Origin of the sequence: Bacillus sp. FSL M8-0266 (assembly GCF_038613425.1) — a bacterium.
Classification (GTDB): domain Bacteria; phylum Bacillota; class Bacilli; order Bacillales; family Bacillaceae; genus Bacillus; species Bacillus pumilus.
On record NZ_CP152015.1, the window covers coordinates 2,096,818 to 2,110,889 of the forward strand.

Here is a 14,072-nt window from a genome sequence, read left to right on the forward strand (position 1 = left end):
CACGTTTTATTTCACGTGCCCCTTCAAAAAACGTTTGAAAAAGCCTCCATATGTTGGAGGCTTTCACGTCTTAAGGATATAAACGGTTTAATAATCTTGGGAAAGGAATGGTTTCACGCACATGCGGCGCTCCACTAATCCAAGCAACTGTACGTTCAAGTCCAAGACCAAAACCTGAATGCGGTACAGAACCATATTGTCTTAATTCTGTGTACCATTTGTATGTTTCTTGATCTAGCCCATGTTCTTTCAATCTTGCTTCAAGCAGCTCTAGATCATGGACACGTTCAGAACCGCCAATGATCTCTCCGTAGCCTTCTGGTGCAATCAAGTCTGCACAAAGAACGACATCATCACGATCTGGTGCAGGCTGCATGTAAAATGGTTTTAATGATGTTGGATAATGAGTGATAAACACCGGTTTATCGTAGCTTTCAGCGATCGCTGTTTCGTGAGGCGCGCCGAAGTCATCTCCCCATTCAATATCGTCAAAGCCTTTTTCTTGCAAGAATTTAATTGCTTCATCGTAAGTGATGCGCGGGAATGGTGCTTTGATATTTTCTAATTTTGCTGTATCACGGCCAAGTGTATGCAGTTCCACTTTACAGTTTTCAAGTACACTTTGAACCACATGAGTCACATAATTTTCTTGGTACTCAAGGTTTTCATTAAATTCGACAAAAGCCATCTCAGGCTCGATCATCCAAAACTCAATTAAATGACGTTTAGTTTTAGATTTTTCAGCTCTAAATGTTGGACCGAATGAGAATACTTTTCCGAGTGCCATTGCCACAGCTTCCATGTAAAGCTGTCCACTTTGAGAAAGGTACGCATCTTCATCAAAATATTTCGTCGCAAACAGCTCCGTTGTGCCCTCAGGTGCACTTCCAGTTAAAATTGGCGGATCTACTTTCACGAAGCCTTCTTGATGGAAGAACTCATATGTAGCACGAATGATTTCGTTACGAATTTTCATAATGGCATGCTGCTTTTTAGAACGAAGCCATAAATGACGGTGATCCATTAAGAATTCTGTTCCATGCTCTTTTGGTGTAATTGGGTAGTCAGTTGCTTCGTGAATCACTTCAATGGATTTCACTTGCAATTCAAAACCAAGAGGTGAACGCTCGTCTTTTGTTACTTGTCCTGTCACATAGACAGATGTTTCTTGAGTGACCGATTTCGCAAGCTTAAAGACTTCCTCTTCCACTTCTGCTTTTACTACGACTCCTTGAATAAAGCCTGTCCCGTCACGCAGCTGCAAGAATGCAATTTTACCGCTTGAACGTTTATTGGCAATCCATGCGCCGATGGTTACATCTTCATCGACATGTTTGAACACTTGATTAATCGTTGTTTTCAACATAATTCCCTCCAAAGCCAGAAAGAAGCTCACCTTTTCGATAGGTGTGATTCTTTTTTCATACATTTTATTATAACCGTTCTAAATCAGCATGGTCAACGCAAGACAGGAGAAACTATGGTGTTACATTTTTTTCCACGTGTCCTGTCGAGAAGTCGACATAGCTAAAGCTGTATTGATTGTTTTCATTTAAGTACGTCACTTCCCAAAGGAGTACGTCACCTTCTCTTGCTAATTGAACGTCCTTTAGCTTAGAGACCGTGTTCTCCTTTTGAACGGCTTGTACTGCTTGATTTGAGGTAATGCCTTCTTTTGCTTTTTTTGCAATCACTTTTTCTTTTTTGCTGGCAGGTACCCAAACATAGGTTGTTTCGTCTTGTTTGTTTTTCCCTTCAACAATAAATTGTTTTTCTTTTCCGACAAAGGTTTCTACTTGCTCCACTTGTACGATGTTTGCTTGTTTTTTTGCTCGTTCAATCGCCGCCTCATGACCTTGTTCTTTTTGCCCCATGGCAATCTGATAAATCCACGTAAAGCTGATGATGCCAATGAGCAAAACGAGAGCCACAACGGATGAAATGATCCAAACTATTTTTTTCATGTCAAGCTTCCCCTATGTGCGATATATTGTAAATATCGCTTGATTTTGATCTTCTTGATCTAATGCCAATCCAAACATGAGATCTTCTCTTTTTAGCGTTCTGTTCAATAAGTCAACAATTTTATACAGGTCCTCTGAATGCTTAATGTGAACAGTTGAAAGTACCTCTATTTTACTTTCCACTTCTAATTCCTCCTCGGTACGTAAATATTGTTAGTCATACTTTTCGGCGCGGGAACCGATACTATTTTTACAACGGAACACAAAAAGCCGTTACGATAAATTAACTCCAAACCCACACCAGCTAAAGGCCGCTTATGACAGCGGCTTTTCGTTGTTGAGTTTCTCTATATACGCCTCAAGTGATTCTTTTGACATCTCGTGGACCGGCGCATGAGGGAGTGATTCTAAAAATAGCTTTCCATATGACGCGGTTTTCACTCGGCGGTCTAAAATGAGCAATGTCCCTATGTCTTTTTCAGAGCGCAGCAAGCGTCCTGCACCTTGTTTAAAGGTTAACACAGCTTCTGGGAGAGCAACGGCTTTAAACGGGTTCTTTCCCTGTTTTTTAGCGGCATCACATTTTGCTTCAATGAGCGGTGAATCAGGCGGCCGAAACGGGAGACGTGCCATAATGACTGTTGTCAGCTCTGATCCAGGAAAATCGACACCTTCCCAAAAACTACCCGTACCAAGTAAAATCGCATGTTTTGCTAATTTGAACATCTTCGTTAATTTAACAGGGCTACCGCCCGTCAGACCTTGAGCAAAAAGGGCGGCTTGCATCCCTTCTGTTTTCAGTTCATCATATACTGCTTTTAACATCTCATGTGAATTAAATAACACCAATATCTTCGCTTGTTGTTGCTTTTCCATCATCTTAATGTACCGTACTGATTGCTTTACATAGTCGCGCTCATCACGATTCGTAATCGGCGGCATATCAGCTGGTACGATTACCTTGAGCTGTTTTTCAAGTTCAAACGGTGACTCAATCTGTACAAGATGCGGATAAAAATCCTGCAGACCAAATCGTTCTAAGCAATAATCAAAGCGACCATTGATTGTGAGTGTCCCTGATGTGAGGACAACACTTTTTTTGTTCATAAAAAATCGATCCGCTAAAAGCTCTCCAGTATCTAGCGGCTGTGCATGCATAAAGACAGCATTTTTGGCACCCTTTGCATCGATCTCAATCCAAACCGTTTCATCGTTTTTCGGTTCAAAAATGAATCGGTACAGCGTACTGCAAAATGTATGCATAAACGACATCACTTGATCGTATTCCTCTGCTTCAAACGCAAAGTGCTCTGTCAGCTGATCACTTTTTTGAAGAAGCTCGTTTTTTTGCTGTTCATACAGCTTTTCACAAGCAATTAACAAGGAACAAAGCTTACTTGCCGTCTCTTTAATCCGTTTCCACTGCGCATGCTTCGACTGATGACGGACTCTATGAATGAGACGATTGATGTCTGCTTTTGGTTTTGTCCTTTTGACAAAAGAATGAACGGTACTAAAGAAGGCGTCACTTTCCAGTTGAAGCTGATTGAGATACTCATCCATTTCGATAAAGGTGTCCGTCTGTAAGCCGGCACCGTGAAATCTCTTTTTGAGCTTCTTTAACAGACCGCCCTGCATGGAGCCAAGCTGCGTTAATTTCGCATGAAGCTGAATATACGACGCACTATCCCCTAGCGTTTCATTGGCTGTTTTCTCAAATTGGTGAGCCTCGTCAATCACATATACGTCAGCATGCTGAAAGATAGATGATGCTTCCGTTTGTGATAAGAGCAGGCGATGATTCGTTAAAATTAAATCGGCTGTTTTGGCCCTTCTTTTCGCACGCTCATAAAAGCAGTATTCTTTAAAGCGGCGCTTTTTCGATGTAAACGGCATGTGCACACACGAAATTCGGTCTTTTATATTGGCAGCTCCCGACGGTAAATTTAGTTCAGATAAATCACCCGTTTCTGTCACAAGGAGCCACATTAATATTTGCGCCTTCGTTAAGACCACATCATAGTTATCATCTTCCTCATGTAGCACATGCTCAAACTTATCTAAACAAATATAATGCGCCCGACCTTTGAATACACAGGCTGCTGGATCAAATGGAAGCAATTGATTTAAAATCGGCACATCACGCTGAAGCATTTGCTGCTGCAAAAGAATGGAATATGTACTAATAATGACAGGTTTTCCTGATTTCTTTGCTTCTAATGCAGCGGGTATGAGGTATGCGAGCGTTTTTCCAATACCTGGTGCCGCTTCAATTAAAGCATAAGCTCTTTCATGAAACACATCTCTCACTTTATTCATCATCTTGAGCTGGCCTTCTCTTACTTCATAGCCTTCTACTGTTTGGGGAAGCTTCTTTTTGATCTCCTCAAACAGTTGTTCATCGTCTTCTCCTACTGAATCTGTCGTATCCTTTTCAGAATTGGTGACATCTTTTACAGCAAAAGAGCCGACTTCTACCAAAGAATCTTCGCGTCTAGCATCACTTGTTTCAAGCTGCTGGATTAAAAGTCCTATATCACTTAAGAGATAAGAGGATAATCTGCGCAGCTGCTTTAGCACATTTGGCGGTGTATGTGTTAATTGATGTAGTAAGGTTAAAAATAACATGGCAGTAACTTCCGCATCACTATCCGCCCTGTGCGGGTGGTCATGTGGAAGCATGAGCTCTTCGCTTAATTCAGTGAGCTTATAGCCTTCAAGCTCTGGATAAAGAATTCTAGAAATTTCAACTGTATCAATCGCTAGCACATCCAGCTCATTTTTCCCGCATGCTTTTAGTTCATCATTTAAAAAATTCAAGTCAAAATGAACATTGTGCGCAACAAAATAAGCGCCTTGAATGAGGTCATACACCTCTTGGGCAATGTCCTCAAAAAACACTGCATCGTCTACCATATGCTGCTGAATGCCTGTCAGCTGTTCAATAAATCCAGGGATTGCTTTTCCCGGGTTCACATATTTTGAATACCGTTCGACAATTTGTCCATTTTCAATGACCACCGCAGCAATTTGAATGATTTTATCACCCTTTTTAGGTGAATTTCCGGTGGTTTCAATATCAACGACAACAAACCTTTGATCGGCCATAAAATGGACACCTCAATTCCTCGTTCCACTCGAAGTGAAACACGCTCTGGGCAAAAATAGCTGAAACAGAACAGCTCCTTTTCTTAAACTGTTCTGTTTCATTGCAGCATGCGTTATAAAATCGTTCTCGCAGGCTCTTGCCCAATCATTTGTTCAATTTGATTTTCTTTATTTAACACGACCACTTTTGGTGTATGTGTCTTTGCTTCTTCTTCTGAAAGCATCCCATAAGCGATAATAATCACTTCATCCCCCGGCTGAACCAATCTTGCTGCTGCGCCATTTAGACAAATGACACCGCTCTTTCTTTCACCGGGAATAATATATGTTTCAAGCCTCGCGCCATTATGATTATTGACAATCTGTACTTTCTCATTTGCCATCATACCTGCCGCATCAAGTAAATCTTCGTCAATGGTGATGCTTCCTACATAATGTAAGTTTGCTTCTGTTACTGTCGCTTTATGAAGTTTAGAAGTCATAAAGGTTCTATACATGCTTTTCACCGCTTTCAGGAACATGGAATATCACATTATCAATCAGTCTTGCCCGTGAGAATTTCACCGCAATCGCAATGATGACCTGACCTGCTAACTGCTGAAGCGGCTCAAGCTCTGGATAGGAGTAAATCTCAATATAATCAATTTCCCCGCTCGTTTGAAGAATTTCTTCTTCTATCAACTGATAAATGCGACTGATGTCACGTTCACCTTTTTCAACCGCTGACTGTCCTTTTTTTAATGCGCGGTACAAAGCAGGAGCATCTTGTCTTTCTTTATCAGACAAGTACACATTTCTTGAACTTTTCGCTAAACCGTCTTCTTCCCTAACTGTCGGCACTGAGACAAGATGAAGATCAAAGAAGAAATCCTTGATCATCGCATCGATCACAGCGACTTGCTGTGCATCCTTTAGACCAAAGTATACATTTGTTGGTGCTACAAGATGAAATAGCTTTGTAAGCACAGTCACAACACCGTCGAAATGTCCTGGGCGTTTTTTTCCACATAAGACATCAGTCCGCTTTTGAACCGTCATCGTGATCGATGGTTCATTTGGATACATTTCTTTCACATCAGGTGTAAATAAAATATCTACCCCTGCTTCTTCTGCAAGGCGCTGATCTCTTTCCATATCCCTTGGATAGGATTCAAAGTCTTCGTTCGGTCCAAACTGCAAAGGATTGACAAAGATGCTCATTACCACAATGTCATTTTGATCCCTTGCTTCTTTCGCAAGCGTCAGATGTCCTTCATGAAGAAAGCCCATCGTTGGGACAAAGCCGATGGAATGCTGTTTTTCTTGATGCAGCTTGATCAATTCCTTCAACTCGTGAATATGGGTGACAGCGTTCATTTTTTGATACCCCCATATAAACCATCAAGGACTTCTTCTTTGATATGAAATGTATGCTTGTCTTCTGGAAATGTGTGTGCTTTTACTTCTTTCGTATATTGAATAAGCGCTTCTTCTAATACAGTATCAATTTGCGCGTATTGTTTCACAAACTTAGGTGTTCTAGACACCCCGTATCCTACCACATCATGGTAAACGAGAACTTGTCCGTCTGCCTCAGCCCCTGCACCAATCCCGATCACAGGAATTTTCAGCATGTCGGTAATTCGTTTTGTCAGTTCACCAGGTACGCATTCAAGCACAAGTGCAATCGCACCAGCTTCCTCACATTTCAAGCTGTCTTCAATCAATTTCTGCGCACTTTCGTGGTCTTTTCCTTGCACTTTATACCCGCCAAGTACTCCAACAGACTGAGGTGTGAGGCCTAAATGACTGACGACAGGAATCCCGCCTCTTGTGAGAGCTTGAATGGATTCAAAAACTCCTTCTCCGCCTTCTAGCTTTAAGGCATCCGTACCGCTTTCTTGCATGATGCGTGCTGCGTTTTTCAATGTTTCTGCTAATGAATAATGGTAAGACATAAATGGCATATCCGTCACAATAAATGTGTCTTTTGCGCCTCTTTTCACTGCTTTTGTGTGATGAATCATGTCATCGATCGTGACTTGTACTGTCGAATCGAGTCCAAGTACAACCATCCCAAGTGAATCACCGACTAAGATCATGTCGACTTCCGCTTTTTCTGCTTGCTTTGCAGATGGATAGTCGTATGCTGTCAGCATTACAATCGGTTCATTTTGTTCTTTCATTTTGAAAAAATCTAGCTTTGTCTTCATTTGTTCCTCCTCATTCTGGAGAGGAAATGGCTTGCCTCACATCACATGTTTTGAACTCTCATGCGCGGCGAATCATCCCTCTGTCCAAGTCCCTTAGGATCAAGGCAGAAATTTATCAAATTTTTGTTTCTAACAGGTACAGCTCTTTTTCAGATACTGTCCACACGAAGTATATCAAAAATGTGCCGGGTGTTCCACTTAAGTTGACTTGATCTCGATGTCTGCGGAGTAGATTTTTTGGATCCCTTCCTCCGTTTCAAGCAATAAAACACCTTCTTCATTAATTCCGAGCGCTTTTCCAGTGTATTGCCCATTGACGGTGCGGGCTACAATATGCTGACCAATCGTCATCGCAAACGATTCCCATAATTGTTTAATGGGCGCAAATCCATGCTTCATATAATCAGCATACCTTTTTTCAAATGTGGACATGATCTGTTGGATGAGCGCAGCACGGTCCACTTTTTCATTCAGTTCCATTCGCAGGCTCGTGGCGACATCCTTTAGTTCATCCGGAAAGTCATCTGCCGTTTGGTTCACATTTATGCCCGGTCCAATAATCACCGCATGAACCTGGTCCGCCTCTGCTTTTAATTCAGTCAAAATGCCAACAACTTTTTTCCCATTTAACAAAATATCATTTGGCCATTTAATAGAGGGACTGAGTCCTGTTTGCTCTGCAATGGCTTCTGCGATGGCTACAGATGCCAAAAGCGTCATCTGCGGCGCTTTGTGCAGCGGAATTTCAGGGCGTAGAATGAGACTCATCGAAATGCCTGTCCCATTTGGTGAATGCCACGTTCTTTGAAGGCGGCCTTTCCCGTTTGTCTGATGATCACTGACCACGAGCGTGCCGTGGGGCGCACCTTCATTTACAAGATCATGGGCAATCAGCTGGGTGGAGGCGACTTCTTTCTGAAAATAAATGTGCCTGCCAAAGCTCTCTGTTTCTAGACCAAACAGAATTTCGTCCTCACTGATTTTGTCCGGTTTACGTAGCAGACGATATCCCTTTCTTCTGACGGCTTCTACCTCATACCCCTCTTTTCTGAGGTCCTCTATATGCTTCCAGACAGCCGTTCGAGAACAGCCAAGCTCATCACAAATTTGCTGACTCGAGACAAAATCCTGGCTAGATGCTGTAAATAGTTCAATTAATCGTTTTCTAATTGCTGATCGCATGCTGTAAGCCACTCCTCTATGGCTTCTTTTCGGTTTTCTAAATGATTTTGCAGAACGGCTTTTTTCACCAAATCAAGCTCTTCTGCGATCCATTTTCCTGATGTCTTTTGCCGAAAGGCCATTAAATCTTTTCCTGAAACAGCGAGGTCTTGAAGCGTTTTAATCGGCAGTGCATCATAAGAACGCTTCGCTGCCTCCAGCTCGTCAAAGAAAATGCGACGCTCATGTATTAGCTGTGAGATCTTCAAGCTAGATAAGAGTACGTGTTCACCAGCCTCAAACATCTTCTCTGCATCCCAGTCACAATCGACGTATTGACTAATAGCCACAGCGTCTTTCAAAAGCTTTGTTGACAGCTTCCATTCTTTTAAGAAGAGCACAGCCTCCGCTTCATCTAAGCCAAGCAAATGGATGACAGCCCCCCATACTTCTTCCAGTCCATCCAGTAAATAATACGGAAATGACTGATAGGATTCTTGCAGACAATCCTTTTTGAGACCCGGCAATTCTTCATACAATTTGGTAGAAATGAGCACTTTGATCGCCCGCTCACAATAACGGCCTTTTAAAAGCTTTTCCATTTCAATCTTTTTACGTTCAACGGATATGTTGGCAAGGAGGTGCTTATCTTTTTCCATTGCTTCAGCCGTTTCTGCAGCGAGCTCAAAGCCAAGCTGGCTTAAAAAACGGACCGCTCTCATCATACGAAGCGCATCTTCCTGAAAGCGGCACGCAGGATCTCCTACGGTTTGAATTCGTTTCCGCTCAATATCCTGTTTGCCTCCTACATGGTCAATGATCTCCCCATTTATATCCATGGCCATCGCATTGATCGTTAAATCTCTTCTTAAAAGATCTTCCTTCAAGGATGTGATAAACGCCACTTCTTTCGGTCTGCGAAAATCTTCATATTCTGATTCAGTTCGAAACGTCGTCACCTCATAACTGATCCCATCATGTAACACAATGACAGTGCCATGCTCTTTGCCAACATCAACTGTTTTTTCAAACAAAGACTCGACCATATCAGGCGTTGCATCGGTTGCTATATCGATATCTCCGATTTCCCTGCCTAAAAGGACATCTCTCACTGCTCCGCCGACAAAGTAAGCCTGATGCCCATGTTCGTGCAGTGTATGTAAAATAGGGATCGCATGTGTGAATGGTTCATTCATGTTCATCATCACCTTCGATCAATTCTAGGTAAAGCTCTTCATATTCACTCACTATTTTTTCAGAAGAGAAATGGGCTTGAACGCTAGACTGGGCCGCCGCTGACACTTGCTCATGAAGCGCTTTGTCTTTGAGTAACGACACCGCATGTTTTGCTGCCCCGTCTATATCACCAAGCGGGACAAGAAATCCTGTCTCTCCATGTGCAATGACCTCTGGTATTCCGCCAACATCTGTTGCAATACAAGGGACACCGCAGGCCATTGCTTCAAGAAGTACAAGCCCAAAGCTCTCCTTCTCAGAAAGCAGCAGCTTCAAATCACTAATTGAATAAAGCTCCTCTACCTTCTCTTGCTTTCCTAAAAACAACACACGATCAGTTAGTTCCAGCTTTTTCACAAGATCGCATACGACCGACTTTTCAGGACCATCACCAATCAGCAGCAGCTTTGCATGCACCTCATCAGAAATCTTTTTAAAGACATGAATCACGTCATGCACCCGCTTTACCTTTCGGAAGTTCGATACATGGATGATGACCTTTTCGTCCTGCATGAGACCATAATGTTTCTTCAGCACTTCATGATCTTCACGCAAATACACACGCTCATCGACGAAATTATGGATCGTATCAATTTTTTTATCCGGTTTAATCAGATCATACGTCTGTGCAGCTAATGAATGCGACACAGCTGTTACCCGGTCTGATGATTCGATGGCAAATCGAATCACTTCCTTTAAAGATGGATCATAGCCTAAAACCGTAATATCCGTCCCGTGAAGCGTGGTAACGACTTTCACTGTGTGTCCCGTCATTTGCTTCGCTAAGTACGCACAGACGGCGTGAGGCACCGCATAATGCGCGTGAATAATATCAAGCTTCTCTCGTTTTGCGACTTCTGCCAATTTACTTGCTAATGCAAGGTCATAAGGCGGATATTGAAAAACAGCGTATTGATTGACATTCACCTCATGAAAATAAATATTCGGATACACTTTATTGAGCCTAAACGGAATACTTGAGGTAATGAAATGAACATCGTGCCCTTTTTCAGCTAAACGTTTTCCAAGTTCCGTCGCAATAATGCCCGAGCCGCCGACACTTGGATAACAAGTGATTCCGACCTTCAGTTTTTTCATAATTACCCCCCAAGTAAGTCGTCATCGATCAAAAGTGGTTTCTTTGTGATAAACCCTTCTGCATAAGCTTTATTGACTTCCCTTCCATACATAGACTCTCTCATTTTCACAAAATCAATATAGCCGTTCACAAGAGGTGTCTCAACCGAATTCGCCGATTTCACAAATTGGCTTTGATACGCATGTAAGCTATCAATCTTTTGGTGCATTTCCTCAGAAATATCAATCACAAAATCTGGACGATGATGGCCGTTAATCATGTAATAATACATCTGACTTATTTTATGCGCTGGCTGCTTGTATGAATCTTCAAATTTATGTATACCTGCCGAAAAAGCAGCCTCTTCTACAAGTGAGCCCGCATGACCATGATCTGGATGCCGATCTTGGTGATGCGGAGCAAAAATCAGTTTCGGTTTGTATGTACGAATCACGCCCGCAATGTCCTTCATTGCTTCGTCATTTAAATAAAGCCCTCTGTCTGGCAGCGTGAGCTGGATTCTCGTTGACACGCCTAAAATGGCTGCAGCCGTTTTTGCTTCCTCTTTACGGCTCTCTACCGTTCCATTCGAGGATAATTCAGCCTGGGTCAAGTCGCAAATTCCGACACGCGCCCCTTTTTTTACGTATTTTGCAATCGTTCCGCCCATACCGATCTCTACATCATCGCTATGGGCTCCGAATGCAAGGATATCAAGTCGTTTCATTTGTTCCTCCGTTTTTTGCTACATCTCGAAAATCAAACGTACCTTTATTTAAATTCCTGACTAAAATTTCAGCGGTCCCCATATTGGTGGCAAGTGGAATGGTATACACATCGCAAAGCCGAATGAGTGCAGATACATCTGGTTCATGCGGCTGCGCGGTAAGCGGGTCTCTAAAAAAGAGTACAAGGTCCATTGCATTATCAGCAATTAAAGCACCAATCTGCTGATCTCCTCCAAGCGGCCCTGACTGGAAACGATGAATGGGAAGCCCCGTCGCTTCTTTCACTCTCAAACCTGTTGTCCCTGTTGCGTAAAGTGTATGATTTGCCAATATATCACGGTACGCAATGGCAAATTGGATCATGTCACTTTTTTTCTTATCGTGAGCGATTAAAGCAATGTTCATCAGGAATCCACTCCTTATTAGTCGATGATATTTTCTAAACCATAGACGAGCTGATCAATGTGCATAACCTGTTCAACTGAAAGCTTTACACCTGACATAAATGAGGCACGATTATAAGAATCATGACGAATGGTGAGCGTCTGTCCGTCCATCCCAAACAGTACTTCTTGATGTGCGATCATACCCGGAAGTCTTACGCTGTGCAGACGGATACCGTCATAATCTGCGCCTCGTGCACCTTCGATTAATTCTTTTTCTTCTGGATGTCCTTGCTTTTTGCTTTCTCTGACTTCTGCAATCATTTCAGCTGTTTTAAGCCCAGTACCGCTCGGAGCATCTAGTTTTTTATCATGATGAAGCTCAATGATTTCAACGTCAGGAAAGTAATTCGCTGCCATTTTGGCAAACTTCATCATTAAGACCGCACCGACAGCAAAGTTTGGCGCAATAATACAGCCTATGCCCTTTTCTTCTGTTAATTGCTGTAGCTCTTTCAGGTCAGCTTCAGAAAAACCAGTGGTTCCGACGACTGGACGCACGCCATGTTCAAGCGCCTTTTTTGTATGTACTTTCCCGATTTCTGGTGTCGTCAAATCAATTAATACATCAGGTGCTGTCTCTGAAAGACACACATCAATATCTGTATAAATCGGCGCCTCAGATGTCGTATGAATCACATCAGATAATTTTTTTCCTTCGTGCGCGTGATCAAGGGCTGCCACAAGCTCAAAATGGCTCGTTTCTTCTGCCAGCTTCACAGCTTCTATCCCCATTCTTCCTCTTGCTCCAGCGATTACTACTTTGATGGTTTGGTTCGTCATCGTCTCTACTTCCCTTCTTTTTTCGTCCAGCGGTCTTTGTCTCTTGTATTGAATTTATGCATCACACGATCATGTGCTTCCTCTAGTGATATATCTAGTGAATTAGCGAGACATGTTAACACAAACAACACATCGCCAATTTCTTCTTCCATGCTTTTTTCTGTTTCCGTTGTTTTTTTCGGCTTTTCTCCATAGTAATGGTTGACCTCTCTTGCTAGCTCACCTAATTCTTCTGTCAGACGGGCCATCATGGCAAGCGGGCTGAAATAGCCTTCTTTAAATTGTCCTATGTAATCATCTACTTCTTGCTGCACGTGACGCAGCGTTTTTTCATTCGTCATGAAGCTCATCCTCCTATCCATCTCTTACATGTTAGCGAAATCATAAATATTTGACAAATGTTTAAAACTCAGTTTGCTTGTTTCTCTCCCATACCATATAATATTATCGCTGTCTAAGCAAAAAAAGGAGTGGTCTCTTGCTAAAAGAAATTCGTCTTAAAAATATCGTCTTTATTTTAATAGGATCTGCGATTTTTTCTTTCGGTCTTGTTCATTTTAATATGCAGAACAACTTGGCGGAAGGCGGATTTACAGGTATTACACTGCTTTTATATTTTCTATTCCACATTGACCCATCCATTTCAAACCTTGTCTTAAACATTCCGATCTTTTTTATCGGCTGGAAAATGCTCGGCAGAACCATGTTTACTTATACAATTGTAGGGACCGTCAGTCTTTCTGTTTTTCTTGCCATTTTCCAGCGCTTTCAAATACATATGCCTCTCCAGCACGATTTGGCCCTAGCCGCGCTCTTTGCTGGTGTGTTTATCGGAACAGGCCTCGGGATCATCTTTAAGTTCGGCGGTACTACAGGCGGTGTGGACATCATCGCAAGACTCATCAACAAGCATTATCAGGTGGCTATGGGACGAACAATGTTCATCTTCGACGCTTGCGTCATTACGATTTCTCTTACTTATTTAAATTACAAAGAAGCCATGTATACACTCGTCGCAGTATTTGTTGCTGCGAAGGTCATTGACTTCATGCAAGAAGGCGCTTACGCAGCCAAAGGCGCCATGATCATATCTGAAAAAGATGACATCATTCAAAAGAAAATCACAGAGGAAATGGAGCGGGGTGTGACCATTTTAAAAGGGGTCGGTTCCTATACAAAACAGGAGCGCAACGTTCTTTATTGCGTCGTCCCGAAAAATGAACTTGTCCATCTCAAAAGCGTCGTGACCTCAGTCGATCCTCATGCGTTTGTATCCGTCAGTGACGTGCATGATGTGCTTGGTGAAGGCTTCACATTAGATGAACACAAAAAGCCGCTCAATCCGCATTAAAAAAAGAAGCCCAAAAATGGTGCTTCTT

The 14,072-nt window shown here is 42.4% G+C and carries 15 protein-coding genes; 1 reads left to right on the forward strand and 14 read right to left on the reverse strand.

The genetic code is table 11. From position 1 onward, the window contains the following. Positions 1–70: 70 nt before the first annotated feature. From asnS to MKY83_RS10610, 14 genes are all read right to left on the reverse strand, one after another. Positions 71–1,363, reverse strand: a complete 1,293-nt coding sequence (gene asnS, locus MKY83_RS10545) for an asparagine--tRNA ligase (protein WP_342487357.1) — start codon at positions 1,361–1,363, stop codon at positions 71–73. A 115-nt stretch (positions 1,364–1,478) separates the two neighbouring features. Further along, positions 1,479–1,964 carry a cell wall elongation/penicillin-binding protein regulator TseB gene (gene tseB / locus MKY83_RS10550; protein WP_113767354.1) on the reverse strand — a complete coding sequence of 162 codons (486 nt, stop codon included), beginning with the start codon at positions 1,962–1,964 and terminating at the stop codon, positions 1,479–1,481. 12 nt (positions 1,965–1,976) lie between these two features. Continuing rightward, a complete protein-coding gene (locus MKY83_RS10555) occupies positions 1,977–2,147 on the reverse strand; it encodes a YpmA family protein (RefSeq protein ID WP_003215469.1) in 171 nt (56 codons plus the stop codon). A gap of 132 nt (positions 2,148–2,279) precedes the next feature. Next, positions 2,280–5,072 (reverse strand): ATP-dependent DNA helicase DinG, encoded by a 2,793-nt coding sequence (gene dinG / locus MKY83_RS10560; protein WP_185108496.1) that lies wholly within the window; start codon positions 5,070–5,072, stop codon positions 2,280–2,282. Between the two features lie 113 nt (positions 5,073–5,185). After that, complete coding sequence (panD, locus tag MKY83_RS10565) at positions 5,186–5,569, reverse strand: aspartate 1-decarboxylase (protein ID WP_034620444.1); 384 nt, start codon at positions 5,567–5,569, stop codon at positions 5,186–5,188. After that, positions 5,562–6,428 (reverse strand): pantoate--beta-alanine ligase, encoded by an 867-nt coding sequence (gene panC / locus MKY83_RS10570; RefSeq protein ID WP_065098292.1) that lies wholly within the window; start codon positions 6,426–6,428, stop codon positions 5,562–5,564. The genes panD and panC overlap by 8 nt, the downstream gene beginning before the upstream one ends. Beyond that, on the reverse strand, positions 6,425–7,264 hold the full coding sequence (gene panB, locus MKY83_RS10575; protein WP_065098293.1) for a 3-methyl-2-oxobutanoate hydroxymethyltransferase: 840 nt from the start codon (positions 7,262–7,264) through the stop codon (positions 6,425–6,427). The genes panC and panB overlap by 4 nt, the downstream gene beginning before the upstream one ends. Before the next feature lie 198 nt (positions 7,265–7,462). Then, the gene (locus MKY83_RS10580; protein ID WP_113767356.1) at positions 7,463–8,446 is read right to left on the reverse strand and encodes a biotin--[acetyl-CoA-carboxylase] ligase; all 984 of its coding nucleotides are present in this window, start codon (positions 8,444–8,446) and stop codon (positions 7,463–7,465) included. Then, entirely contained in the window at positions 8,419–9,621 is a 1,203-nt protein-coding gene (locus MKY83_RS10585) for a CCA tRNA nucleotidyltransferase (RefSeq protein ID WP_340911719.1), read from the reverse strand. Before MKY83_RS10585 ends, MKY83_RS10580 begins: the two co-directional genes overlap by 28 nt. After that, positions 9,614–10,759: an N-acetyl-alpha-D-glucosaminyl L-malate synthase BshA gene (gene bshA / locus MKY83_RS10590; protein WP_342487358.1), complete on the reverse strand. Its 1,146-nt coding sequence runs from the start codon at positions 10,757–10,759 to the stop codon at positions 9,614–9,616. The genes MKY83_RS10585 and bshA overlap by 8 nt, the downstream gene beginning before the upstream one ends. A gap of 2 nt (positions 10,760–10,761) precedes the next feature. Next, complete coding sequence (gene bshB1 / locus MKY83_RS10595; protein WP_126741097.1) at positions 10,762–11,466, reverse strand: bacillithiol biosynthesis deacetylase BshB1; 705 nt, start codon at positions 11,464–11,466, stop codon at positions 10,762–10,764. Further along, complete coding sequence (mgsA, locus tag MKY83_RS10600) at positions 11,453–11,872, reverse strand: methylglyoxal synthase (RefSeq protein ID WP_050943855.1); 420 nt, start codon at positions 11,870–11,872, stop codon at positions 11,453–11,455. The genes bshB1 and mgsA overlap by 14 nt, the downstream gene beginning before the upstream one ends. A 17-nt stretch (positions 11,873–11,889) precedes the next feature. Further along, complete coding sequence (gene dapB / locus MKY83_RS10605; RefSeq protein ID WP_058014826.1) at positions 11,890–12,693, reverse strand: 4-hydroxy-tetrahydrodipicolinate reductase; 804 nt, start codon at positions 12,691–12,693, stop codon at positions 11,890–11,892. A gap of 5 nt (positions 12,694–12,698) precedes the next feature. Beyond that, positions 12,699–13,034, reverse strand: a complete 336-nt coding sequence (locus MKY83_RS10610; protein WP_003215805.1) for a nucleotide pyrophosphohydrolase — start codon at positions 13,032–13,034, stop codon at positions 12,699–12,701. A 137-nt stretch (positions 13,035–13,171) separates the two neighbouring features. On the opposite strand from MKY83_RS10610, the gene MKY83_RS10615 reads away from it, so the two are divergent. Next, a complete protein-coding gene (locus tag MKY83_RS10615; RefSeq protein ID WP_003215598.1) occupies positions 13,172–14,044 on the forward strand; it encodes a YitT family protein in 873 nt (290 codons plus the stop codon). Positions 14,045–14,072: the final 28 nt, after the last annotated feature.